The organism is Priestia sp. P1_B12_1 (assembly GCF_056406695.1).
Window position 1 is genome coordinate 95,684 of sequence record NZ_JBFTZR010000006.1, and the last position, 23,275, is coordinate 118,958.

Annotated in this window: 26 protein-coding genes, 1 pseudogene and 2 riboswitches; of the genes and pseudogenes, 18 read left to right on the forward strand and 9 right to left on the reverse strand. The window is 38.8% G+C overall.

Going from position 1 to position 23,275, the window contains the following annotated elements; all coding sequences use genetic code 11:
* Positions 1-11 precede the first annotated feature (11 nt).
* The 3 genes from AC1D0Y_RS19635 to AC1D0Y_RS19645 form a co-directional block, all read right to left on the reverse strand.
* Positions 12-779 carry a class I SAM-dependent methyltransferase gene (locus AC1D0Y_RS19635; RefSeq protein WP_013057738.1) on the reverse strand — a complete coding sequence of 256 codons (768 nt, stop codon included), beginning with the start codon at positions 777-779 and terminating at the stop codon, positions 12-14.
* 188 nt (positions 780-967) lie between these two features.
* Positions 968-1,429, reverse strand: coding sequence for a DinB family protein (locus AC1D0Y_RS19640; RefSeq protein ID WP_028409172.1), 462 nt, complete (start codon positions 1,427-1,429; stop codon positions 968-970).
* A gap of 120 nt (positions 1,430-1,549) precedes the next feature.
* On the reverse strand, positions 1,550-1,825 hold the full coding sequence (locus AC1D0Y_RS19645) for an AbrB/MazE/SpoVT family DNA-binding domain-containing protein (RefSeq protein ID WP_013057736.1): 276 nt from the start codon (positions 1,823-1,825) through the stop codon (positions 1,550-1,552).
* A 413-nt stretch (positions 1,826-2,238) separates the two neighbouring features.
* Here AC1D0Y_RS19645 and rpsN point away from each other — a divergent pair, with 413 nt between their 5' ends.
* Positions 2,239-2,508 carry a 30S ribosomal protein S14 gene (rpsN, locus tag AC1D0Y_RS19650; RefSeq protein WP_013083817.1) on the forward strand — a complete coding sequence of 90 codons (270 nt, stop codon included), beginning with the start codon at positions 2,239-2,241 and terminating at the stop codon, positions 2,506-2,508.
* Between the two features lie 29 nt (positions 2,509-2,537).
* Here rpsN and AC1D0Y_RS19655 read toward each other — a convergent pair whose 3' ends face one another.
* Complete coding sequence (locus AC1D0Y_RS19655) at positions 2,538-4,289, reverse strand: N-acetylmuramoyl-L-alanine amidase family protein (protein WP_028409171.1); 1,752 nt, start codon at positions 4,287-4,289, stop codon at positions 2,538-2,540.
* A 560-nt stretch (positions 4,290-4,849) separates the two neighbouring features.
* Between AC1D0Y_RS19655 and AC1D0Y_RS19660 the strand changes: the two genes are divergently transcribed.
* A complete protein-coding gene (locus AC1D0Y_RS19660) occupies positions 4,850-5,383 on the forward strand; it encodes a GrpB family protein (RefSeq protein ID WP_028409170.1) in 534 nt (177 codons plus the stop codon).
* 35 nt (positions 5,384-5,418) lie between these two features.
* Here the strand turns inward: AC1D0Y_RS19660 and AC1D0Y_RS19665 are convergent, their stop codons facing one another.
* From AC1D0Y_RS19665 to AC1D0Y_RS19680, 4 genes are all read right to left on the reverse strand, one after another.
* Entirely contained in the window at positions 5,419-6,099 is a 681-nt protein-coding gene (locus tag AC1D0Y_RS19665; RefSeq protein ID WP_028409169.1) for a DUF4397 domain-containing protein, read from the reverse strand.
* Between the two features lie 115 nt (positions 6,100-6,214).
* Positions 6,215-6,652, reverse strand: coding sequence for a hypothetical protein (locus tag AC1D0Y_RS19670; RefSeq protein ID WP_028409168.1), 438 nt, complete (start codon positions 6,650-6,652; stop codon positions 6,215-6,217).
* Positions 6,653-6,745: 93 nt separating this feature from the next.
* Positions 6,746-7,483, reverse strand: a complete 738-nt coding sequence (gene nfsA, locus AC1D0Y_RS19675) for an oxygen-insensitive NADPH nitroreductase (protein WP_028409167.1) — start codon at positions 7,481-7,483, stop codon at positions 6,746-6,748.
* A 29-nt stretch (positions 7,484-7,512) separates the two neighbouring features.
* On the reverse strand, positions 7,513-7,797 hold the full coding sequence (locus AC1D0Y_RS19680; RefSeq protein WP_013057729.1) for a putative quinol monooxygenase: 285 nt from the start codon (positions 7,795-7,797) through the stop codon (positions 7,513-7,515).
* Between the two features lie 204 nt (positions 7,798-8,001).
* On the opposite strand from AC1D0Y_RS19680, the gene AC1D0Y_RS19685 reads away from it, so the two are divergent.
* Positions 8,002-8,316, forward strand: coding sequence for an ArsR/SmtB family transcription factor (locus tag AC1D0Y_RS19685; RefSeq protein ID WP_013083811.1), 315 nt, complete (start codon positions 8,002-8,004; stop codon positions 8,314-8,316).
* 19 nt (positions 8,317-8,335) lie between these two features.
* On the opposite strand, the gene AC1D0Y_RS19690 is transcribed toward AC1D0Y_RS19685, so the two are convergent.
* Positions 8,336-8,671, reverse strand: a complete 336-nt coding sequence (locus AC1D0Y_RS19690) for a CHY zinc finger protein (protein ID WP_028409166.1) — start codon at positions 8,669-8,671, stop codon at positions 8,336-8,338.
* A gap of 177 nt (positions 8,672-8,848) precedes the next feature.
* Here AC1D0Y_RS19690 and AC1D0Y_RS19695 point away from each other — a divergent pair, with 177 nt between their 5' ends.
* The 15 genes and pseudogenes from AC1D0Y_RS19695 to AC1D0Y_RS19765 all read left to right on the forward strand — a co-directional run bounded on the left by AC1D0Y_RS19695 (position 8,849) and on the right by AC1D0Y_RS19765 (position 23,271).
* Positions 8,849-9,916 (forward strand): undecaprenyldiphospho-muramoylpentapeptide beta-N-acetylglucosaminyltransferase, encoded by a 1,068-nt coding sequence (locus AC1D0Y_RS19695; RefSeq protein ID WP_013057726.1) that lies wholly within the window; start codon positions 8,849-8,851, stop codon positions 9,914-9,916.
* A 158-nt stretch (positions 9,917-10,074) separates the two neighbouring features.
* Positions 10,075-10,217: riboswitch (cyclic di-AMP (ydaO/yuaA leader) on the forward strand.
* Positions 10,218-10,289: 72 nt separating this feature from the next.
* The gene (locus AC1D0Y_RS19700; RefSeq protein WP_155920457.1) at positions 10,290-10,427 is read left to right on the forward strand and encodes a hypothetical protein; all 138 of its coding nucleotides are present in this window, start codon (positions 10,290-10,292) and stop codon (positions 10,425-10,427) included.
* A gap of 15 nt (positions 10,428-10,442) precedes the next feature.
* Positions 10,443-10,585: riboswitch (cyclic di-AMP (ydaO/yuaA leader) on the forward strand.
* A gap of 370 nt (positions 10,586-10,955) precedes the next feature.
* Complete coding sequence (kdpF, locus tag AC1D0Y_RS19705; protein ID WP_063611563.1) at positions 10,956-11,036, forward strand: K(+)-transporting ATPase subunit F; 81 nt, start codon at positions 10,956-10,958, stop codon at positions 11,034-11,036.
* A gap of 24 nt (positions 11,037-11,060) precedes the next feature.
* Positions 11,061-12,722, forward strand: coding sequence for a potassium-transporting ATPase subunit KdpA (kdpA, locus tag AC1D0Y_RS19710; protein ID WP_176526453.1), 1,662 nt, complete (start codon positions 11,061-11,063; stop codon positions 12,720-12,722).
* Between the two features lie 21 nt (positions 12,723-12,743).
* Positions 12,744-14,819: a potassium-transporting ATPase subunit KdpB gene (gene kdpB, locus AC1D0Y_RS19715; RefSeq protein ID WP_098334405.1), complete on the forward strand. Its 2,076-nt coding sequence runs from the start codon at positions 12,744-12,746 to the stop codon at positions 14,817-14,819.
* A gap of 13 nt (positions 14,820-14,832) precedes the next feature.
* Positions 14,833-15,399, forward strand: coding sequence for a potassium-transporting ATPase subunit KdpC (kdpC, locus tag AC1D0Y_RS19720; RefSeq protein WP_028409163.1), 567 nt, complete (start codon positions 14,833-14,835; stop codon positions 15,397-15,399).
* 53 nt (positions 15,400-15,452) lie between these two features.
* Positions 15,453-16,595: pseudogene (gene kdpDN, locus AC1D0Y_RS19725) on the forward strand (KdpD-like non-kinase potassium sensor).
* Between the two features lie 35 nt (positions 16,596-16,630).
* Positions 16,631-17,065, forward strand: a complete 435-nt coding sequence (locus AC1D0Y_RS19730; RefSeq protein ID WP_028409161.1) for a CBS domain-containing protein — start codon at positions 16,631-16,633, stop codon at positions 17,063-17,065.
* Between the two features lie 254 nt (positions 17,066-17,319).
* On the forward strand, positions 17,320-17,874 hold the full coding sequence (lepB, locus tag AC1D0Y_RS19735; protein WP_013057720.1) for a signal peptidase I: 555 nt from the start codon (positions 17,320-17,322) through the stop codon (positions 17,872-17,874).
* Between the two features lie 90 nt (positions 17,875-17,964).
* Positions 17,965-19,059 carry an oxidoreductase gene (locus tag AC1D0Y_RS19740; protein WP_060746320.1) on the forward strand — a complete coding sequence of 365 codons (1,095 nt, stop codon included), beginning with the start codon at positions 17,965-17,967 and terminating at the stop codon, positions 19,057-19,059.
* A 249-nt stretch (positions 19,060-19,308) separates the two neighbouring features.
* Positions 19,309-20,196 carry a sulfite exporter TauE/SafE family protein gene (locus AC1D0Y_RS19745; protein WP_060746319.1) on the forward strand — a complete coding sequence of 296 codons (888 nt, stop codon included), beginning with the start codon at positions 19,309-19,311 and terminating at the stop codon, positions 20,194-20,196.
* A gap of 460 nt (positions 20,197-20,656) precedes the next feature.
* A complete protein-coding gene (locus tag AC1D0Y_RS19750; protein WP_013057717.1) occupies positions 20,657-21,118 on the forward strand; it encodes a hypothetical protein in 462 nt (153 codons plus the stop codon).
* 115 nt (positions 21,119-21,233) lie between these two features.
* On the forward strand, positions 21,234-21,692 hold the full coding sequence (locus AC1D0Y_RS19755; protein ID WP_060746317.1) for a hypothetical protein: 459 nt from the start codon (positions 21,234-21,236) through the stop codon (positions 21,690-21,692).
* On the forward strand, positions 21,692-22,012 hold the full coding sequence (locus AC1D0Y_RS19760; RefSeq protein WP_013057715.1) for a hypothetical protein: 321 nt from the start codon (positions 21,692-21,694) through the stop codon (positions 22,010-22,012). The genes AC1D0Y_RS19755 and AC1D0Y_RS19760 overlap by 1 nt, the downstream gene beginning before the upstream one ends.
* Positions 22,012-23,271, forward strand: coding sequence for a glutathionylspermidine synthase family protein (locus tag AC1D0Y_RS19765; RefSeq protein WP_060746316.1), 1,260 nt, complete (start codon positions 22,012-22,014; stop codon positions 23,269-23,271). The genes AC1D0Y_RS19760 and AC1D0Y_RS19765 overlap by 1 nt, the downstream gene beginning before the upstream one ends.
* The last annotated feature ends 4 nt before the right edge of the window (positions 23,272-23,275 follow it).

Consider the following 23,275-nt stretch of genomic DNA (forward strand, 5'->3'; position numbering starts at 1 on the left):
ACGTCCATTTTTTAATCTCGTTTTACAGCATGTACACGTATATGTTTAGCTTCTGCCAGCCAAGATCCGTTTTGAAATAATTTGTCTTGCATTCGATTTTCTAAGCGCGTAATGAGGACATTTTTAGTTTCTGTCGTCACGTGAGCAAAAAGAGGGGCTGCATTTGTTTCTAACCAATTACGCAAGCCGTTTTCCCCTTTTAACAAGAAGGGGCGGCTGTAGTGAATAGCCGTGGTGACTTGAAAATTCTGTGATTCCAAAAGAGAAGAATATTCAGCTACAGAAGGAAAGTACCATGGGAAATCTACATCGTTATAAGGGATATCAAACGTTTTAAATTGACGAATGATTTCTGTGAAAATTTCGTCCATGTTTCCTTTTCCCCAAAATTCTGCTACAAATCGGCCGTTTGGTTTTAAAGCATTGTAAATGTTTTTAATGACAAGGTGAGGAGGACGGATGTCGTGTAAAGTTGCATTGGAAAAAACTGCGTCAAATTGTTCGTAATAAGGAAGGTTAAGGGCATTTAACTGTTCAAAGGATAGAGTTGGATACTGATGACGAGCTTGTTCAATCATATTTTCAGAGCAATCGATGCCTGTTGCACGGACATGAAGCTTATTGAGCTGCGAAATAAATTCGCCAGTGCCACAGCCAATATCTAAAATATGTTCGCCAGCTTGAGGAGAAAGAAGGTTCATAGCACTTCCTCCAAATGAAGAAACAAACGGAAGATGATACACTTGAGCAATTTTTTGTTGATTAACAGTTTGACTCATGAAGTGATTCCTCCTTTGTAAAAGATGATGACTATCGTTTTATAAGAAGAAACAAGCTTTGAATAGTAGATATGAAGTTATTGATAGAATTATACCATATATCTTACTTATTATGCCGAAAACTCCAAAGAAAAAGCGCACCAAACTTCTAGTTTGGGCGCTGATAAGCATGAACTATTTTATAACCATTAACCGAACTGAACAAATAGAGGAAGATCTGTATGACCCATCTCACGTACGTAGACGTATAAATTTCCTTTATGATGAATTTCATGGTCAATGGCCATTTGTAAAAGTTGTCTTCCAGGAAGTTTTCTTCCAAACGCTGCAGTTGCGTCAATGGTCTTGTTTAAATCATCTTCGCTAAGTGAGCGTAATACGTCTACTGTTTTTTTCGTATATTCAGCTGCAAGGTCCGATAATGATTTATTACTGAAATCAGCTTTTTGACCAAGTGGAGATAAATCACCGGATTTTACCACTGATGCAAATGCATAAAAGGATGTTAAAATATGCGTAGATAAGTCAAAAGCGGACATAGATGTCGGGGCAGGCTTGTATTCGTAGTGACCTGCTTCAATTTTGTTGATTAATTCATTAGTTACGTTTCGATGTGCTAAAAAGTGATGAGTCATTTGTTCAACTGTCATGATGAAAGGCTCCTTTATTATGTATTCGCTTCTGAGTATAGCATTTGAAAATCAGAAAGCGAAGAAAAAACTTTATCAATAAGAAAAACAGCTGCATATGAGCAGCTGCTTTTCTTAATATTAGAAATTACGTTGTTTTAACTCTTCAAGCAATAACTCCATACCTTCGCGGCTTAAAGTTAATTTGCCATCTGCAATTGTTACGTTGTCAGAAGATACTTCGCCAGTAATCGCACAAGCACCGTTCGGCTCATATTTCTTTAAAATAATTCGATCTGTTTCGACAAAAATTTCAACAGGATCTTTTACATCTATTTCAAGAACACGTCTTAACTCTTTAGGAATTACGATACGACCTAAATCATCTACTTTTCTTACAATACCAGTCGATTTCATTTTTTAATCACCTTTACTTTTATATTTTATTGAGTACGCAAAATATTATTTTTGGAATTTCTAAGATGATTATATACTAGATAACCGCTAAATTTGTCGAAGTTATTAATATGTAAATGAACTGTAATATTATTGAAATATTATCTGTAAATACAAATCCTCCTACAATATGGAATATGTAGGGCTCTTTGTATGATATAGGAGATGCAGGAATTAATTACATTTGACATACAATTTTATTTATGTTTATGCAGCAGCCTATAGTTAGGCTACATGTAAGCGTGGAAGCAAACAAGTTGAAAGAATGAAGAGAATATGATTAAATTAAAAGAGTAACTTGCTCAAAATAATTAAATCGTAATGATTACGTATTTCAAATAAAAAAGTAATAAAACGAAAGGATGACAAAGAGTTTGGCTAAAAAATCAAAAGTTGTAAAAGAACAAAAGCGTCAAGAAATGGTAGCGAAGTATGCGCAATTGCGCCAAGAGCTGAAGGAAAAAGGAGATTACGAAGCGTTAAAAAAATTGCCTAGAGATTCTTCGCCAACGCGCTTAAATAATCGCTGCCGCGTTACCGGTCGTCCGAGAGGCTACCTTAGAAAATTTGAAATGTCACGCATCGCGTTTAGGGAATTAGCCTACAAAGGACAAATTCCAGGTGTTAAAAAAGCAAGCTGGTAGTATAAAAGCCCTCATAATGAGGGCTTTTATTATTTATTAGCTGCAAAATATCGAGCAATTCCTTGGTAAATACCTGTAGATATTTGCTGCTGATACGCGTTAGAAGAAACAATTTGCTCATCGTGAGCATTTGATAAAAAGCCTAATTCAAGAAGTACAGCCCGCTGGTTGTTTTCTCGAGTAACATAATAATCTCCAAAACGAACCCCCATATCCTTCATAGAAGGCGCGTTTTCAGCCATGCTTTCTTGAATGTATTTTGCTAATTCTTTATCTTTAGATTCACTGTAATAAAATGATGCGATGCCGTTTGCAGACGATGTAGTAGACGCGTTATAGTGAATGCTGATAAATGCATCTGCATGCTTTGCTTCACTAACGTTCACTCGTCCGCTTAGTGAAATAAAAGTATCGTTTGAACGCGTCATAAATACATTTGCTCCAGCATTAGCTAAGCGGCTTGCCACAAGTTTTGCTGTTGTTAACGCTAAATTTTTCTCAATCGATGACTTGCCTGAAGTGCCAGGATCATATCCGCCGTGCCCAGCGTCTACTACAATAATTTTATCTTTTAAAGCAGCAGATGAGGAAGGCAAACTAGCTGAAGTTGTAGAATCGGCCGCAGCTGTTAACCCTTTTGATACCCATGCTGTTTGACTGGCAGAGTACTGAATTTGCACCCAGTCATTCGTTTCGTTTACTTTTTTGAATCTTTCACCTGCTTTTGCTACGCGAATGATTCCCGCATTTAAGCTCGGCTGAGTGCGTAAATTTGAAGCTTTTGTAATTTGAATCGACTGGGCTGTTTGTGAAGACTGTCCAGAACCTGTTTGTAAGTATTGACTTGCCACCCAGCCTGTTTTGCCGCTTGCTGTTTTAATCTGGGACCAGGATCCGCTTTCTTTTAACACGGTTACTTTTGCATTGCGCGGTAAGTTCGTCACGATGGACGCACTTGTGCTTGCAGAAGAACGAACGTTTAATGAACTGGCGTTAACGACCGCTGGCTTGGTTGACGTAGAACCAGAGTCATTAGTCGGCGTAGAAGAACCGGAGCCTGCTTGTAGGTACTGACTCGCCACCCAGCCCGTTTGACCACTTGCCGTTTTAATTTGCGACCACGATCCGCTTACTTTTACCACCGTTACTTTTGCATTACGGGATAAGTTCGTTACGATGGACGCACTTGTGCTTGCAGAAGAGCGAACGTTTAATGAGCTAGCGTTAACGACCGCTGACTTCGATGTTGTAGAGCCAGAATCCTTAGCTGGCGCAGAGGAGCCAGAGCCTGCTTGTAGGTACTGACTTGCTACCCAGCCCGTTTGACCGCTTGCCGTTTTAATCTGGGACCAAGACCCGCTTTCTTTTAACACGGTTACTTTCGAATTGCGCGGTAAGTTCGTCACGATGGACGCGCTTGTGCTTGCAGAAGAGCGAACGTTTAATGAGCTCGCATTAACGACCGCTGACTTCGATGTCGAATTTGCGGTAGACGTACTGTTTGTTTGCGTTTTATTTATGTATTGAGATGAAATCCAAGCTTCTTTACCGTTATAGGTAATTTTAGCCCATCCTTTGCTTTCATCTACTATATCAACGGTGTTTCCCTTCGTTATTTTTCCAACGATAGCACCGCTTGTACTAGGCGTTGCACGTACATTTAACGATGTAGCAGTTACTTTAGCCGATTCAGCTGCATCTGCATCAATTGAATTCAAAAGCAATGAAGAGCTTAAAAGAACAGAAGAAACGGCTGTGTACATGACATGTTTTTTATTCATTTTTTCCTCCTTGCAAATTACAAATTTCAACATAAGGTTATTGGTATACAAATCATATATCGGCAAATAGTCCAAAATTTTGAGTTAAATCTACTATTATCTCATAATACCGATATTATCCATCATACTATATGTCGAAATTCAATTGTATAATGAATTTGAACTATCTGCCATCTTTGCCGATAAAATTTTACATTAATGTAAAATATAATTATATTAAAGGTGGAATTTAGCGATATTAAAGACCTTTAATCCTTTGTTCATCTACATTTTGAGGATGTGTCTTCTACTAGTAAGAACGTAAAATAGTATAAAACAGCTGAGTGTGAATATGATAGAGGAGAGATAGAAAATAAAAGCGTATCTATCTTTTGGAGGAGGAAACATCCACAATTATGAAACATTTAGAATAAAAATAACAAAAATATATAAAATAATACAAAGCCTGTCTGGAGGGGTATAAAGCTCGTAGCGCAAACCAAAAGTAAATAGTTAGAAAATTCTTTCTTTTTACTTTAAAACATGGTACAGTATAAAAAAGTGAAAGGGTGGAAACTGATATGCGAAAGATTGTTCAGTATGAAACAAAGTGGTCGCTTTTGTATCAAATGGAAAAAGAAGCGTTGCTTAATACACTAAGAGATTTTTCAGTAGACATCGAACATATTGGAAGCACGTCCGTTCCAGGATTGGCTGGTTCACCAATCGTTGATATTTTAATCGGAGTCAAACGCGAAGAAGATATAAATGAAGTGCGCGCTATATTAAAAAATAAATCTCACGTATATGTAGCAGAAAAAGAGATGTTTGTCTTATTAAAAGAAGGCGTTCCAGCTGCACACTACCCTCCAATTATGACAGCTAAAAATGCACGTAAGCTCATTCCACATGATGCGAGAAGAAGTCATGTGTACGTAACGGTCAGTGAATCACCTTACTGGAACGAACGAATTAATTTCAGGGAGCAGTTACGCTCGAACGAACGTGCTAGAAAAAAATATGAAGGTATGAAATACGAGCTTTCAAAACGACTGTGGAACGATATTTCTACCTATGAGTACAAAAAAGAGGAATTCATTCAGCGCAGTCTATAAAAAACGTCATTTCAATTGAAATGACGTTTTTTTAATTAATTATCTTGTAAAACAATGGTCTCAAGCTTGTCAGCAGTATTTACTGCGAGAACCGTATAGTTTTTACCACTTTGAAGATTTGTTCCAGGAAGACTTAGTATTTCTTTTCCATCTGCCGTGGAAACAGATAGATCATACGAACCCGGATTTACTACTTGATAACCTGAAATGCTTTTAAAAGACAGATCTTTAAATAAAGGAGCAGCACCTTTAGGACCTACGTTTACCGCAGGAGCATCAGGAGATAAATGAGCAACACGTAAGCTTGCTTTTCCATCCATTCCTTGCTTATTATTCGTGAAAGCCTGCAGTTCAAGGTTTTCTGCTTTATTTACAGCGGCCACTGTATACGATTTTCCACCGTCTACAACAAGGGTAGCTTCGATGATGGAATCTTTTGTTCCTTTTGTCTTTGCTTCGTATACTTCTACTTTATGAGAACCGGCTGCCAAAGGCAAAGAGTTGGCGACATCTTTAAACTTTGCTCCTTCTACTAAAGCTTTGTCATCCACAAAAATGTCTACAGCCGGAGCATCCGGTGAAGCATGAACGATGCGAACTTCTGCATTTTGAGCTGTTCGCTCATCTGCAGCAGGAGGTGTTTCAGCGGCAAATACTAACATGCGGCTAAGCGCCAAGAAGGCAATCACTGCTGCTATTACGAATAGTCGTTTCATCAAGTATCACTCCTTTTTTAGTATACACAGCTTTATGTAAAGAGAAGGACTGTGCAGTTGTTAGCGTATACTAAATAAAATCAACTATTCGTTTGTTTGTTAATTTTTGATGTGTTTACTGAGATTTCTGACGAAAAAATCGAAGAATAGCCAAAATATTGTACAGAGCTGTTAAGAGCCATGTCAGTAAAAAGCCTAGGCCAAGCCCAATATTGGCATCTATATACGTATGCGTGAAGTCATCATATACGACGTAAGAAAGAGGAGCAATCGACAGTAAAAATAGAAGAAAAAACAAAAGCGTTTTCCATTTGTTTAAAGTGAAGGTTAAACAAAAGAAAAGGAAAGCAGCGAACAATAGAAGAGCGTCTCGAATAGCCCAAGGTAAAACGCCGATATGTGGATTAGCGAGAAGAAAAGTCGGAATAATTGAAAGGAGGAAAAGGAGAGAAAGTAAAGTCACGTGAAGAGTGTGCTTTTTTGTAAAAGCCGGCACCAATAAAAACGCTGCGGTTGCGCTTAAAAGAAAATTACAAATTAAAATAAACTCCATATCAACACCTCATTTATTGAGTATTACTTTTAGTCTATTCAGCATGCTGTTAAAGTAGATAAAAAAAGCTGCGATGTTCATCGCAGCTTTTGGTTATTCGAATTTAAATCCTTGTTTTTCAAGCATAGCTCGAACTTCTGGGTAATAAATGGTTTTATAAATAGCTGATACAGTTTGTGACCAGTTGCGGTCATCAGCACCGTTTGTTCTCTTTTTCATATACTCTGCCATTTCAGCATCATAGTCTTGAATCAAGGGCTTTAAGTCGTGATTATAGCTTTCACGATGGTGCACAGCAGCTTGTGGCAATCGAGGTTTTTTCGCAGAATGATCTGCCGAATGTCCAACCACAAGACCGCTTACTGGGAATACGTATTCCGGTAAATCGAGCAGTTCAATGACTTCTAGCGGCTTTCTGCGAATTCCTCCGATTGGGACTGTACCTAAACCGAGTGATTCTGCTGCAACTGTTGCGGCTTCTAAAGAAATTCCAGCATCAGTTGCTCCGACTAAGATTGATTCAAGTCCATCGGTTACGCCAAGAGGGGCATCGTTAAGTTCAGCTGCAATCTTAGCACGATTAAAATCTGCACAAAAGATTAAAAATAGAGGAGCTTGGTCGATCCACGCTTGGTTGCCGGCAAGCTCTGAAAGTTTTTTCTTCTTTTCTTTATCTTGGACGCTAATAATAGTCACTTGCTGTCCATTAATAGAAGAAGCGGCTGACTGAGCAGATTGAATAATCGTATCTAAATGCTCGTCACTTACTGCTTCGTCTGTATACTGACGGATAGAACGATGATCTTGAATTGTACGAATTGCTTCATTCATGATGCGTCATCCTTTCAAAGAAGTTATGATTAACCTTGTAATGTTTTTACATCTAAAGGTGCTACAAGTACGCCAGTTTGAGCAAATGCTACAAAACTTTGGAAGTGAGCTGATTTATTGTGTGCTTGAATTGCTTCTTCGCTTTTCCACTCTTCAATCATCATAAATGTGTTAGGTGTAAAAGCATCTTCAAATAGTTGATAGTTGCTGTTTCCTTCTTCTTGTAAAGAATGCTTAATTAGTTCTTGTACGTTTTCTAAAAATTCTTCTCTTTTTGCTGGGTTAACTTTCATTGAAGCTTGTAAATGAATCATGGGTGATTCCTCCTTTAATAATGATGGTGCTTTATATTATTTGTTTTGTTTTTAATCTTTCATTCAATTTATGATTAAAATGAAGATAAGTTCGAATATCATCGAACAATGAAACTATAACACCGATTAAATAACAGTGCAAGGAATTTAGTTCGAAAGTTATCGAACATTGATACACAAAAGAAGCTGTGTTATATTTTAAGCATGAGAAAACCTTATCAACCACCGAAATCTGAAATTAAATTAACGCCTATTTTACACGCGTTGAGTGATCCTAACCGGCTGCGAATTGTACAGTGTTTAGCGACAAGAAAGGAGCAGACCTGTTCGTATTATCAAAAATTAAATGTATCAAAATCAACGCTATCACATCATATTAAAGTACTTCGCGAAGCTGGAATTATCAAACTACGTATAGAAGGTACGCAGCACTATTATTCCTTGCGTTTAGAAGAACTTGAGGAATTGTTCCCAGGTCTGCTTCCTTCCATTATAAATATAGATGAGCAGTTATTTTAAAAGCTGAACAATGTTTTGTTCAGCTTTTTTGTTCAAAATAAATGTGTCCATGCAGGCTGCATCCGGGATTAAAAGAAGAACGACAGTGAGGGCAAGTCGAGTTACAGGTTAAATATTCATGAATGGATAGCTCATGTTTACATACTCCGCAAAGAATAGCTTTTTCATTAAACATAGCTTTTGGCCACCTTTTAATATCATGATCAGCATGTCCGTTATGACATTGATAGCATGGATAATATGTATTACAGCAATAAAATTTTATTGCAATAATATCTTTATCCGTACGGTAGTGCATGCAGCGCGTTTCGGAATCCACCGTATCACCTTTTACTATAGGTGCAGATTTGTTCATTATCATCACTCCCTATGAAAAGTATAGCATGCTTTTATACGCCTTATCATACATATGTAAAAAGAAAAATGCTATAATAAAACCATCGTTTTACATGTCAGATTGCATGCTAAAAAGATCAGATAAAAATTGATGTCAAAACAGATCCATTAAGTGAAGTAAAGAGAGGAAGAAAAAATGAGTAAGCAAGTTATCGTTTTTACCGGAGGCGGAACAGCTGGACACGTAACACCAAACATTGCCATTATGAAAGAATTAGACAGTGAAAAATGGGATATCCATTATGTCGGTTCTCACAATGGTATTGAGAAAGAATTAATTACAAAATTAAACGTTCCATATCATGCGATTTCAAGCGGGAAGCTGCGTCGATACGTAGATATGGAAAATGTAAAAGATGTATTTCGGGTAGCAAAAGGAGTTGGCGATGCACGTCGCGTGCTGAAAAAGTTAAAGCCTTCTCTTGTGTTTTCAAAAGGCGGTTTTGTCACAGTCCCTGTTGTAATGGCTGCTAAATCGCTAAACATTCCCGTGTTCATTCATGAAAGTGATTTAACACCGGGACTGGCAAATAAAATTGCGCAGAAATTTGCCACTAAAATTTTCACTTCTTTTGATGAAGCGGCAAACTATTTTCCAAAAGAAAAAGTGCAGGTTGTTGGTTCACCTATTCGAAAAGAATTATTTAGCGGAAGCGCAGCGAACGGGGAAAGCTGGCTTCGCTTTTATGATAAGCGCCCAATTTTAACCATTATGGGCGGAAGTTTAGGAGCACGTCGCATCAATGAGATTGTTCGAGAGTCCTTGCCTGAACTGCAAAAGAAATTTCAAATTGTACACCTGTGCGGAAAAGGCAATGTTGATACAAGCCTTGAAAAAGAGTCGGGCTACCGTCAGTTAGAATATGTAAATGAACAGCTTCCAGATGTTCTAGCGGCGACTGATTATGTGATTACACGCGGCGGATCAAATGCTATCTTTGAGTTTTTAGCCCTTCATAAACCCATGATGATTATTCCTTTGTCAAAAGCACAAAGCCGAGGAGATCAAATTTTAAATGCACAGTCCTTTAAGAAAAAAGGCTACTGTATGGTTGTGGAAGAAGAACAGTTAACAAAAGAAGTGTTTTTGCGTGAAGTAAATGAGCTTCAGCAGCAGGCAAGTACGATGAAGCGTACAATGCGTGAAGCAACAAAAACGGATGCCATTTCAATTCTTGTAAATGAAATTGAGAAAATGAGCTAAAAAAAGCGTTCTTATCTCCTCGATAAGAACGCTTTTTTTCTTTGGGTTTATTATTTTAAAATAATGAATAAACAGCAAAAAATAAAGCTTTTAAAATTTCAAAAAATGTTGTTGACAGTAAATTTTAACAGGAGTAAGATTACTCTCATGAAACGTTCCACAGTGAAACGCTGAGTCTTTCCTGAAAGAGAGGGAAAGAGCGGAGGACCCAATTACTAGGGGTGAATCTCATAATTGAGTAGGGTTACTTTCTTGACCCGAACCCGTCAGCTAACTTCGTAAGCGTTAAGAGAGAGGATGGTGTAATCGTGGCCGTTTTCTATAAAAGCGGATAGCGCGTTCCTTTCAAAATATAGGCGAAAGGAGCGTTAACATGCATTTATCTAAGCAAATGATTCAAATGATTGAATATCGTGCAATATGTGATCAGCAATCTTTTGATCTAGCAAACCGCTATTTGTCTATGTTAGCTAATCAAAGTATTAAACGCAGCAGTAAAAACCATAATTAAGTCTAAAAATTAAATAACAAATATACGCTTAATCAATTATGAGCGGGGGACCCAATATTTTGTACGTATGTACTAGGGGTGAATCTCTTAACTGAGTAGGGTTACTTCCATAACCCGAATCCGACAGCTAACTCCGTAAGCGTTTTGGGAGTGAAAAAATTCGTGTCGATCACGGCTTATTTGTCGTGCATTAAACCGCGGAAGAGGACTCTCTTCTGCGGTTTTTTTATGGAAAAATAGGAGAGCAGCTTATGTCTGCACCGTAAAGAGGATATAGTAGGGCTTTTAAAACGAGATCAACAATACGTTAGGAATAATCAAAGATAACCTTTCGCTGCTAGCTCACTTGGGCGTGATGCTTTACGCACGGTAACAGTCACTACGCTTAATCATTGGTGGTAAGAAACAGTTAGGAGGGAGCAACTTGGATATAATCATGCTGGGAACGCTTGTCATATTAACAGCTGCTATGTACGGAATTATTTGCTGGTCGTCTCGTGTAGTAGACGAAAGAGAGGAGAAGTGAACGTGTCGTTCATTTTGCTAGGTATTTCAGTTCTCGTTTTAATTTATTTAGTATATGTACTGTTAAATCCAGAACAATTTTAATAAGCGGAGGAATTAAACGTGGGGATTTTTCTACTATCAGTTGCGCTGCTGCTTGTTTTTGTAGCGCTTATTGCAAAGCCCGTAGGTATTTATATAGCGAATGTGTTTTCAAACGATAAAAACACTAGCTTGGTAGGAAAGATAGAATCGGTGATGTTTAAAGCGGCAGGAATTAAAGGGCATAATCAGACGTGGAAGCAATATGCAATTGCTCTCGTTTTAGCGAATACGTTTATGATTTTTGTGGTGTATCTTATCTTCCGGTTTCAAGGAGTACTGCCGCTTAACCCAAGCCACATCAAAGGAATGGATCCGGCCCTTGCTTTTAACACGGCCATTAGTTTTATGACAAATACGAACTTGCAGCATTACAGCGGTGAATCAGGTTTGTCCTATTTCTCGCAGATGGCAGCCGTTGTATTTATGATGTTTGCTGCACCAGCAACGGCACTTGCAGTAGCAATCGCGTTTATTCGCGGGTTGGCAGGGAAGGAAATAGGAAACTTTTTTGTTGATTTTGTGAAATCAATTACGCGTGTTTTACTTCCTATCGCTTTTATAACCGGCATTTTATTTATGATTTCAGGTGTCCCTCAAACGTTAAGCGGAACGGTGACTGCCCATACATTAGAAGGGGCAACACAGCAAATAGCAAGGGGACCAGTTGCTTCTTTTCTTTCAATTAAAGAGCTAGGCAACAACGGAGGGGGATTTTTTGGTGTTAATTCAGCCCATCCATTTGAAAATCCTAACGCGTTGAGCAATGTATTACAAATTGTCCTTATGCTTTTATTGCCAACAGCACTTCCTTTTACGTACGGAAAAATGATCGGACAGCGTAAGCAAGGCCGCATCTTGTTTGTAGCGATGAGTATGCTGTTTATCGTTATTTTAAGCACAGCGTTTGTAACAGAGTGGGGCGGCAATCCAAGACTTGATGCTTTTCATCTAAATGAAGCGAGCGGTTATATGGAAGGCAAAGAAGTTCGTTTTGGTGTCGGTATGTCGACGCTTTACGCCATCGTGACGACAGCAAGTGAAACAGGTGCGGTCAACACCATGCACGATACCCTTACACCTCTTACCGGGTTGTTAACGCTTGGAAATATGATGTTAAATACCGTATTTGGCGGTGTCGGAGCAGGATTTATGAATGTCATGATGTACGTCATCATCGCCGTATTTTTATCAGGTTTAATGGTTGGAAGAACACCAGAATACGTAGGTAAAAAAATTGAAGGAAAAGAAATGAAGCTCATCGCCGTGACGCTTATTCTGCAGCCGCTGCTAATTTTAGGAGGAACAGCCGTAGCGCTAACTACTCATTTAGGAATAGAAGGTATATCAAACCCAGGCTTTCACGGGTTAAGCCAGGCACTGTATGAATTTACATCATCAGCAGCAAACAATGGCTCTGGTTTTGAAGGACTCGGTGACGCAACTCCGTTTTGGAACATTTCTACGGGAATTGTTATGTATATTGGACGCTACTTCGGACTAATTACGATGCTGGCGGTATCGAGCTCACTAGCATCTAAGCAGCTTGTTCCTGAAACACCTGGGACATTTAAAACGGATACGTCTTTATTTAGCGGCATTTTAATTGGAACTACCGTTATTGTAGGGGCACTTACGTTTTTCCCAGTGCTTGTACTTGGGCCGGTTGCTGAGTATTTGACACTGTAATCAAGAAAGCGGAGGATTATAATGAATAAACGGAATTTTACGAATAATCTTGAATTGGATCGTAACAGTCACATTCAAGGTGCTGTAGATAAACAAACTTCATCGATTTTTATTCAATCAGTAAAGCAGGCTTTTATCAAGCTAAGTCCAAGAACGATGATAAAAAACCCTATCATGTTCGTAGTAGAAATCGGGTTTGTTATTACGCTTTTTTTAGCTGTTGTTCCAGATCTTTTCGGAGAAAGTACAGTAAGCGCAGGCTTTAATATTGCCGTATCTCTCGTGTTATTTTTCACAATTGTTTTTGCTAATTTTGCAGAGGCATTAGCAGAAGGTCGAGGAAAAGCACAGGCAAACTCATTAAAGCAATCGAAAGGTGATATTACAGCTAATAAACTTCAAAACGGGCAAATGATACAAGTTTCGGCATCGCACCTAAAAAAAGGAGATATCGTCGTCGTTTCACAAGGCGAAATGATTCCTGGAGATGGAGAAATCATTAAAGGACTGGCATCTGTTGATGAATCGGCCATTACCGGTGAATCGGCACCTGTTTTGAAAGAAGCAGGCGGGGACTTTAACTCTGTAACTGGAGGTACAAGAGTTGTCAGCGATGAAATTACAGTTAAAATTACGTGTGAGCAAGGTGAATCATTTTTAGATAAAATGATTTCGCTTGTTGAAGGAGCAGAGCGTCAAAAAACGCCAAATGAAATTGCGCTAAATACGGTTTTAACAAGTTTGACGATTATTTTCTTACTAGTTGTTGTGACGCTTCCTGTATTTACAAACTACTTACATTTTCAACTGGACACGGCTATTTTAATTTCACTGCTCGTTTGCCTCATTCCTACGACAATTGGAGGATTATTATCGGCCATTGGAATTGCTGGGATGGACCGAGTTACGCAGTTTAACGTGATCGCTATGTCAGGAAAAGCAGTAGAAGCAGCTGGTGACATTAACACAATCATTTTAGATAAAACCGGCACCATTACGTTTGGAAACCGAATGGCTCATCAATTAACGACTGTAGAAGGCACAGACGAACGTGAACTTTACAAATGGGCGTTTGTTTCTTCTCTTTATGACGAAACACCAGAAGGACGCTCAGTTGTTGATTTTATTCAAAACCGCATGGGGGTAGAAGATCTTAAAAAAACCGAAGGGACGTTTGTTGAATTCAAAGCTGAAACGCGAATGAGCGGCATTGACTTACAGAATGTATCTGTACGAAAAGGGGCAGTGGACGCCGTCACGGCATGGGTAGAGTCAAATGGCGGGATGGTTCCCTCTGATTTGCAGCAAAAAGCAAACGAAATTGCAGGAGCTGGTGGCACGCCGCTTGCCGTCGCCGCTGATGATAAAATTTACGGCTTGATTTATTTAAAAGACACGGTAAAACCAGGAATGAAAGAACGCTTTGAGGAACTTCGTAAAATGGGCATTAAAACAGTCATGTGTACAGGAGATAATCCGCTAACCGCAGCAACCATTGCAAAAGAAGCGGGAGTAGATGAATTTATTGCGGAATGCAAGCCAGAAGACAAGATTCAAGTGATTAAATACGAACAGCAGCAGGGAAAGCTAGTTGCCATGACAGGTGACGGGACAAACGATGCCCCTGCACTTGCTCAAGCTGATGTTGGCTTAGCAATGAACAGCGGAACCTCAGCTGCTAAAGAAGCAGCAAATATGGTGGACTTGGATTCCGATCCCACAAAAATCATTGAAGTCGTTTCGATTGGAAAACAGCTATTAATGACAAGGGGTGCCTTAACTACATTCAGTATCGCAAACGATATTGCGAAATATTTTGCCATTATTCCAGCGATGTTTACCTTGGCGATTCCGCAAATGGAGGCTCTTAACGTAATGAAGCTGAATTCACCTCTATCTGCCGTATTGTCAGCGCTTATTTTTAATGCGGTCATTATCCCGCTGTTAATTCCCTTAGCCATGAAGGGAATTGCGTATAAGCCGATGAGTTCTAACGCCCTATTGCGAAAAAATTTGTTCATTTACGGGTTAGGCGGGGTGTTGGTTCCATTCATTGGGATTAAAGCAATTGACTTACTACTTTCATTTGTAATGTAGAGGAGAAGAAACGATGATACAAACAGAACGAACGGGAAGCATTATTGTTCGCTTAACAATTATGATGATAATTCTTTGTGGTCTTATTTATCCTGTTGTGATGACAGGTATTGCTCAAACAGCTATTCCAAGTAAAGCAAACGGCAGCTTAATCTATTCAAACAACCACCAAGTTATCGGTTCTAAGCTCATTGGACAGCAGTTTACAAGCAATGAATTTTTCCATGGCAGAGTCTCTAGTATCGATTATAACGGGGCAGGATCTGGGTCGTTGAATTTAGCACCTTCAAATAAAGATCTTACGAATCGTATCGAGAAATCCGTAGCGGCGTGGAAAAAAGAAAACGAGGTGCCAAAAGAAGGAATTCCAGTTGATGCCGTCACAAATTCGGCTTCTGGACTCGATCCTGACATTACGCCACAAGCTGCATATGCACAAGTAGAACGAGTGGCAAAAGCGGCGCACATTAAAACCAACATGCTAAAAGAGCTGATCAAAGAACACACTCAGCAAGGAGCTTTTGGTGAAAAACGAGTAAATGTAGTAGAGCTAAATTTAGCTGTTCAACGAGAGCGCTAATTACATGCACTCGCTTCATGTATTGAAGCGAGTGTGCTAAAGGAGTACAAACAATGAAAGAAAAAGAAGCTCATCCATACTTTCGAAGAAAAACTCCGGAAGAACTATTGCGTGAACTTCATGATCAGAAGCGAGGAAAGCTTAAACTTTACATCGGTGCCGCGCCGGGAGTAGGAAAGACGTATAAAATGCTTCAAGATGCGCACGATTTAGTCAAAGAAGGCATAGATGTCGTAGTTGGATATATAGAAGCACACGGCAGGCACGAGACTAAAGAGATGATCGGAAATCTAGAAGTAATCGAAAGAGAAACCGTTTTTTATAAAGGAAAAGAATTGAAAGAGCTTGATTTGCTGGCGATTGTAAGAAGGCGCCCAAAAGTTGTAATTATCGATGAACTTGCTCATACAAATGTTCCGACAAGCCGTCATAAAAAACGTTTTGAAGATGTTTCTTACCTGCTCAACCAAGGCATTTCAGTCATGTCAGCAATGAATATTCAGCATATGGAAAGCGTACATGATCTCGTATATGCCATTACCCAGGTAAAAGTTCGTGAAACAGTGCCAGATTTATTTATTCAGCAAGCAGATGAAATTCAGCTTGTCGATGTTACGCCGGAACAGCTGCAAAAGCGTCTTCGTGAAGGCAAAATATACGAAGTTCATAAAATTGAACAAAGCCTGCAGTCTTTTTTTAAGCTCGCAAATCTCCATGCCCTTCGTGAATTAACGCTCCGAGAAGTAGCGGATGAAGTGGACGGTAAGCTCATTCATGCCCATGAAATTGGCGTAACAGGTATTTGCGAACGCATTTTAGTATGCATTCAATATAGTGGAACAGCTGAAAAATTGATTCGAAGAGGCTGGAGAATGGCAAACCGATTGAAAGCAGATTTGCTGCTGCTTCATGTTTTTACAGGGGAGCAAACTGAAAGGCAAAAAGCACAAATTAAAGAGTGGCGGGAATTTGCTGATCGCTTTCACGCATCGCTAATTGTTGAAGAAGCTAAAAACCAAAAACCAGCTGCAGTGATTGTGAACGTAGCCAAGCAGTATCGCGTTACTCAAATCTTACTAGGGCAATGAGCCAGGACAAGGTGGGAAGAGATTCGAAAAGGGTCTATTGTGAATACGATTATGAGACAGACTTATAACATCGACATTCATATTGTTTCAGATTCAGCAAAGCAATAACAATAAAATGGATGTATACTAAAAGGAGAATATGAGTGAATATTGCGTTTTTTTTACTCCCGAAAAAAGAAGTCGTTACCCTGTCGACACGGTCAACTGTCCGTCAAGCATTGGAGAAAATGGAATATCATCGCTACTCTTCTGTACCGCTCATTAACCAAAAAGGAGAATATGTAGGGACTTTGGCAGAAGGAGACTTGCTATGGAAGCTAAAAAGCCTAGAACATATAGAACTTCATGAGCTAGAACACCTGCGAATTGAAGAGGTCCCAAGGCATCGTGATTATGAACCTATCACCATTAATGATGAAATGGAAAGTATTTTGTCACGTGCGTCTGAACAAAATTTTGTACCAGTTGTAGATGACCAAAATATTTTTATTGGACTCGTGCGGCGAAGAGAGATTATAGAGTATTGTATCTCTCAACTTTTTATACATGGAGAAACGTCTTTAAATGTGAAGATTTAGTTAAGTTTGCGTAAAAAACATAATTTTTACATAAAAGGTAGTCTCTTTTTATATAATTAATGTTATAATAAGAGATGTAAAGACGAAACTTGCGTAATGTAAGCCTCTAACATTTGTTAGAGGTTCTTTTTTTACATAACATAAAACATTTGATTTCAGTTCTTTCTATGGTTAAGTTAGAATAAGTGTTAAAGTAAGAGGTTTCTTGCTTTTTTACATAAGAAAAGTGAGCTGTACAAAGGAGACAAAGTATATTGACTACGGAAAAAACAAAAAGCGATCAATTACGCAGCATATTCAAAACTATTATCTTCGCTATCGCTCTAGTATTTATGATTCGCGCATTTTTATTTTCTCCGTATATTGTAGAAGGCGCTTCAATGAACCCAACGCTGCATAACGGAGAGCGTTTGTTTGTGAATAAACTGTCGTATTCGCTCCATGATATTCGCCGAGGAGATATTGTGATTATTAAAGATGAGGCTAAGAATAAGCATTATGTAAAAAGAGTAATCGGTCTGCCAGGTGAAAAAATCGAAATGAAAAAAGATCAGCTTTATATTGATGATAAAAAAGTAAGTGAACCTTATTTAAAAACGAATCGTCAAATTGCCAATAACATGGATATGGAGCTTACAGGAGATTTTGAACCTGTTCAAATACCTAAAAACGAAGTATTTGTAATGGGTGATAACCGTCTGTACAGTATGGATAGCCGCAACGGTCTAGGTCTCATTGATGAAAAACGGATTGTCGGAAAAAGCGAATTTGTATTTTACCCCATTAAAAAAATAAGAAAAACAACGTAAAAAGAAATGCTGGCGAAGGTATTTCTTTTTTTGTGCCTATGTCTACTCGGCTTCTAGATGGGCAAGCTAAGGAAAAAAGGTGTGAATTAATTGAAGACAGCCTATGAAAAATTATTTAAGCATTTTAAATTTGTTGATGCTCTTGAGATGAAAAACCGATTAGCAATGGGACCTATCCTCACATACGCTTCACGGGAAAACGGAGAAATATCCGATCTTGATATGTCTTTTTACGAAAAACGAGTAGGGGGCGTCAGTACGGTAATTATCGGCCCCGCGTTTATCACAGAAAATGGCCAAGTAGCACATGGTCAAATCGGCATTCATCGTGATCAGGTTATACGAAAGCTTCATCAACTAACCCAAATGATTCATAGAAGAGGAGCTAAAGCGATTCTTCAACTATCACACGGGGGAAGAAAGTGCGTAGAAATGAAAAATAAATGGCAAGCCATTAGCCCAAGTGAAAAGCCTCATAAACGTAAAGGCAAAAAGCCTGTTCAAATGACCGAGCGCGATATAACTTATATTGTTCAAGCGTTTGGCGAAGCTACCACCAGAGCTATGGAAGCCGGGTTTGATGGAGTAGAAATTGACGGAGGAAATGAATGCTTACTGCAGCAGTTTATGTCAAGGCAAGCAAATGAACGAAGCGATTCTTATGGAGGAAGCGCAGAAAACCGCTTCACTTTTGCACTTGAAGTTATTCGTGAAGTGACGCGTCGAGCAGCTCATGCGGGCAAACCATTTATTGTGGGATATACATTAGCACCCAAAGAAAAAGGCTATTTAGGAAATAAAGTGGAAGATACATTTGAGTGGATTGATCGTCTTATTCATACAGAAATTGACTATTTACATATCAGTGCTTTGCATGAACCTACCTTAAGTAGTGAAGAAAATCGTTCACTGGTTTCTTCGATTATTAAGCACGTTAATCACCGGGTCCCTCTTGTGGGTACAGGAGGACTTACGGCAACAGAAGTAGCAGAAGCTTTTGAGAAAGGGCTGGCTTTAATTACGATTGAACAAGCATTAGTTGTACAGCCAGATTGGGTAGAAAAAGTGATAAATAGCGATGAGCCCGCTTCTATGGATGTGACGTCATTAGATAAAGATGTGAGTTTGCCACCTGAAGTGCTGGCTCACTGGCAAGATATGCATAAAAACGACCGCCCTTATTAAGTGAGCGGTCGTTTTTATGTTGTTGACTTAACAATAAGAATTTTATTTTACTGATACTATAACCAAGCAGCATACATAGACTAAAAGAAAAACCAAAAACACAGTTGACTTCTAGGAATAGTTAGGATTACAATATAAACAACTTATTCATAAAACGGACAGCTGATCGGACATACCGAAGGCTTCTAGCAAACAACTGTTGGAGGCCTTTTTGTGCTTTCTAACAGAAGATGAAAGTGGAGGGACAACATGAAAAAGTTAATTACGTTTGCACTTATTGGCTTTTTAGCTCAGTTAATTGATGGATCACTTGGAATGGCATACGGGGTGACATCAACTACGCTGCTTTTAACGTTTGGAATTGCACCAGCTGTGGCTTCCGCATCTGTTCACTTAGCAGAAGTTGTAACAACAGCAGCTTCTGGTGTTTCGCATATTAAATTTGGAAATGTAGATAAATCGATGGTGTTAAAACTAATTATCCCGGGTTCCATCGGAGCTTTTGTAGGAGCCTGCTTTCTAAGTAATTTACCTGGAGATGCTGTAAGGCCTTACGTTTCAACATTCTTATTACTTCTAGGAGTTTATGTGTTATTTCGTTTTTTATTTACGTTTAAAACAAACGAAGAAAAGAGCACCAAACCTTTATCGACGAAGCAGTCCATTCCGCTGGGATTAATTGCTGGATTTGCTGATGCTACAGGAGGAGGCGGCTGGGGGCCGATAGCAACGCCTGTATTGCTAGCTAAAAAAGGCACAACAGCACGGAAAGTCGTTGGAACCGTGGATACAAGTGAATTTGCTATTGCCGTCTCGGCTACACTTGGCTTTTTAATCTCTCTTGGCTGGGAGCAGGTAAATTGGTTCTGGGTATGCGCCCTTATGATTGGCGGAATTATCGCGGCTCCGATTGCTGCATGGTTTGTTCGTATTATCCCGGCTCACTTGCTTGGTTCACTTGTTGGTGGGTTTATCATTTTAACAAATGCTCGAACACTCTTAAACACTTGGGTATCCAGCAGCTCTACTCAGATAGCTGTATATGCATTCATACTTATCGTGTGGGCAGCAGCGATCATTTACTCACTGTTACAAGGGAAAAAATATAATCAAAATCGAAACGTAGAAGTTTCATAATAAAAAGGATGGAATAAAAGTAGCTCAGTTAAAGAAAGATCTGAACGTGTTTGATTCTGGATAGAGAATCAAATGTGTTCAGATTTTTTTATGGTTAGAGGGAAGGCAGTTTCATGTATGTAGTGGCCTCTAGCTGTTGGCTGGAGGGCAAGGCGAGGACTTATGCGTAAAAAGCGGAACAGGTGAGACCCGGCAGGAGTGGTCGCCCTCGGAAAGCGAAGCCTTGTACGGAAATCCGGCGTAACAAAGGGATCCATACTAGCGCATTATCCCATTTGTTCGTCTTTATATTGGGGTGATTTCGTTATGTATCAATCTCTTTTAGTATCTGAATTCCGTAAAATAGAGAAGCGTAGATATTTTTTTTGCGTCTTATGATACAATAGACGAGTTCATTCATGAGTGGGAATACTTTCTAACACATATAAAATTCATTGAATCGTCGAGGTGTGAAGAGTAAGTGGTCTATTTTATTTTAGTATTAGTAGCAGCTATCGAAGTAATTGTCTTATTGATTAATCGACCTGTATTTGCAAACATTCCGTATGTTCAAGTATATATTGTTCCTTTGTTAGTAGTAATTGTCATCACAATGTTACTTTCGCGAAATCCAAAGAGATTTATGCGTTGGTTTAAACAAGGGCTTATTACGATTTCAGTCGTTGTGCTTGTATTCGTACCGGTTCTCTATGCCAAAAATCTCCCGCTGTATGGTTATAATGAAGCAAAAAAAATGCTTGCGCAAAGAGAACAGCTCTTGCTAAGTCAGTTCCAAAAAGGAAAATACGTATATCCAGCAAAAGACAGCCCTAAAAAATACCGTTATCTATTTAAAGTCAATCGTGGAAACGGCATGCTTGAATATGTATTCGACCCATACACAGGCGGTTATGAAGTTGTGACAGATGTGATAAAAAAATAAAGGTTTAGCTTATTTAAAGCTAAGCCTTTTAATATAAGAAAAATTGAAACTTTTTGAAAATCTGTGCGTATTTATTAAAGAACGTTCACAAAAAAGTCACAAAAGGAGTTGCACAATGGGAAAGTTAGAATACCGACTGCTAAAGCCTGATGATACGTTTGTATCTATTTATCACTATCAATCTATTGAACTTGAACAAATTTTAGCACGAAGAGAATGCGAATTTTTTGTTAAAGAAGGAGTAACGTATAAACAAACTTCATCTGCAGTCGAAGATGATATACATATTATTTATGTAAAAGAACATGAACATGGGCCGAAAGAGCAAGCAGAAGACGATAACAAAGAGATTACGTTAGAAGTACGCGAACTGAATTCTCTTCGAGGACATCCGATTTTATTCGTCTCTTCATTTTATACGCATTTGGACGTATTAAGCTATATCGGAACAGTTTATACATACTACAATGGATGGGAATGGGAAAGAGACTCTGCGGAAATTGATGAAGATCGCAGCGTGTACAGTTTATATGTAACAAAAACAGGCGTAACGTATGAAGGGGGTAAGGCGTAATGTCAAAAACAAAAAAAATGATGGCCGGGGTTTTGACCACAGCTTTAATGACATCGCTCGTTGCCTGTGGTTCAACTGATCAGGCAAGACCAGCTAAACCGAAAGATAAATCGTGTGACAAGTGGAAGTGGGATGAAGATACCCAAACGTACTACTGTTCAGATTCTTCTTCTTCGCACAGCGGCTCATATTATCACGGAGGCCGCTACTACGGCTCTAAAAAACAGTTGACCTCATCATCGGCCTATAAATCATTTAAATCAAGCAGCTCGTATAAATCTGGAATTGGGAGCGGCTCTAAAGGCGGTTTTGGCGGGTAATGCATAAAGAAAAACGAGAAATGTTTTATAAAGAAATTGAAGATTTTTGGCACGATTTATACGGAACAGAGTATGCTCTTTATGACGTACATACAGAGTCTTCTCATATCATTGATTCTATTAAAGAAGCTGCAAATCGAATTGGAGAATTATTTTTTAAAACTGCACCTTTACTTCGTTCGTTAGATGATCAGACGCTTTTTTCTTTAGGATTTCCAAAAGACAGCCTCCCGTACCTACGACTGAAAACGATGGAAACAGAAAGTGTGATTTCGCGCCTTGATTTTGCTGTTACGACTGATCAAATTAAGCTTTTAGAACTAAATGCGGATACGCCTACGTTCATTAAAGAATTATTTCATGTAAATGAGTTAGTCTGTCGGCATTTTCAAGTACAAAACCCTAATAAGCTTGAAGAAAAAAAGCTTGCTTTAGCATTAAAACACGCCATTTTTGAAGCTTACAACGAGCTCGATAGAACGAACTATCCAAACGTCGTTTTTTCTTCGCACGATACGCATGAAGAAGATAAGTTAACGACTCTTTATTTAATGAAGCTAGCCGATGTAGATGCTACATACGTTCCATTATCGCAGCTTCGGATTGTTCCTTCCTCTACAGTGGAAGAAGGTGAACATATAGAAGCGGGCGTGTATGATCAATATGGACAAAAAATAGACGTACTCTATCGCCAAACGTATCCGCTTGAACATTTAATTGAAGATGAAGATCCGAGTACGAATGAAAAAGTCGGACACATGCTTTTAACATTGGCACAGCAAAAACAAGTAGCCATAATCAATCCGCCTTCTGCATTTTTGCTGCAGTCCAAAGCCGTGCAAGCACTCATTTGGGCTTTGCATGAACAACATCATCCTTTCTTCACTAAAGAAGAGCATCACATCATTGAAACATACTTTTTACCAACGTATTTAGAAGAAGATCCATTTATTGAAAGAAAACAAGCATTTGTGAAGAAACCATCCTTTGGTCGTGAGGGAGATACCGTTGAAATTTATAATGAAGACGGAATCAAAATAGACGAAGATCAGCAGAAAACATATCAAGAATACACGGCTGTGTATCAACAGTTTATTCCTTTGCCAACTGCAACGATGAAGACTCAAACGCAAACAATAGAGGCTCATATCATGTACGGGTGCTTTTTATTAAATGGAAAAGCAAGCGCAGTAGGAATACGAGCTGGAAATCAAATTACCGATAACGAATCTTATTATTTGCCGATTGGATTAAAATGAAAAG

Bases quoted from the DNA above. Each gene is read 5' to 3' on its own strand.
- AC1D0Y_RS19635 (WP_013057738.1), bottom strand. From the start codon at position 779: ATGAGTCAAACTGTTAATCAACAAAAAATTGCTCAAGTGTATCATCTT.
- AC1D0Y_RS19640 (WP_028409172.1), bottom strand. From the start codon at position 1,429: ATGACAGTTGAACAAATGACTCATCACTTTTTAGCACATCGAAACGTA.
- AC1D0Y_RS19645 (WP_013057736.1), bottom strand. From the start codon at position 1,825: ATGAAATCGACTGGTATTGTAAGAAAAGTAGATGATTTAGGTCGTATC.
- AC1D0Y_RS19655 (WP_028409171.1), bottom strand. From the start codon at position 4,289: ATGAATAAAAAACATGTCATGTACACAGCCGTTTCTTCTGTTCTTTTA.
- AC1D0Y_RS19660 (WP_028409170.1), top strand. From the start codon at position 4,850: ATGCGAAAGATTGTTCAGTATGAAACAAAGTGGTCGCTTTTGTATCAA.
- AC1D0Y_RS19665 (WP_028409169.1), bottom strand. From the start codon at position 6,099: ATGAAACGACTATTCGTAATAGCAGCAGTGATTGCCTTCTTGGCGCTT.
- AC1D0Y_RS19670 (WP_028409168.1), bottom strand. From the start codon at position 6,652: ATGGAGTTTATTTTAATTTGTAATTTTCTTTTAAGCGCAACCGCAGCG.
- nfsA (WP_028409167.1), bottom strand. From the start codon at position 7,483: ATGAATGAAGCAATTCGTACAATTCAAGATCATCGTTCTATCCGTCAG.
- AC1D0Y_RS19680 (WP_013057729.1), bottom strand. From the start codon at position 7,797: ATGATTCATTTACAAGCTTCAATGAAAGTTAACCCAGCAAAAAGAGAA.
- AC1D0Y_RS19685 (WP_013083811.1), top strand. From the start codon at position 8,002: ATGAGAAAACCTTATCAACCACCGAAATCTGAAATTAAATTAACGCCT.
- AC1D0Y_RS19690 (WP_028409166.1), bottom strand. From the start codon at position 8,671: ATGAACAAATCTGCACCTATAGTAAAAGGTGATACGGTGGATTCCGAA.
- AC1D0Y_RS19695 (WP_013057726.1), top strand. From the start codon at position 8,849: ATGAGTAAGCAAGTTATCGTTTTTACCGGAGGCGGAACAGCTGGACAC.
- AC1D0Y_RS19700 (WP_155920457.1), top strand. From the start codon at position 10,290: ATGCATTTATCTAAGCAAATGATTCAAATGATTGAATATCGTGCAATA.
- kdpB (WP_098334405.1), top strand. From the start codon at position 12,744: ATGAATAAACGGAATTTTACGAATAATCTTGAATTGGATCGTAACAGT.
- kdpC (WP_028409163.1), top strand. From the start codon at position 14,833: ATGATACAAACAGAACGAACGGGAAGCATTATTGTTCGCTTAACAATT.
- AC1D0Y_RS19745 (WP_060746319.1), top strand. From the start codon at position 19,309: ATGAAAAAGTTAATTACGTTTGCACTTATTGGCTTTTTAGCTCAGTTA.
- AC1D0Y_RS19755 (WP_060746317.1), top strand. From the start codon at position 21,234: ATGGGAAAGTTAGAATACCGACTGCTAAAGCCTGATGATACGTTTGTA.
- AC1D0Y_RS19760 (WP_013057715.1), top strand. From the start codon at position 21,692: ATGTCAAAAACAAAAAAAATGATGGCCGGGGTTTTGACCACAGCTTTA.
- AC1D0Y_RS19765 (WP_060746316.1), top strand. From the start codon at position 22,012: ATGCATAAAGAAAAACGAGAAATGTTTTATAAAGAAATTGAAGATTTT.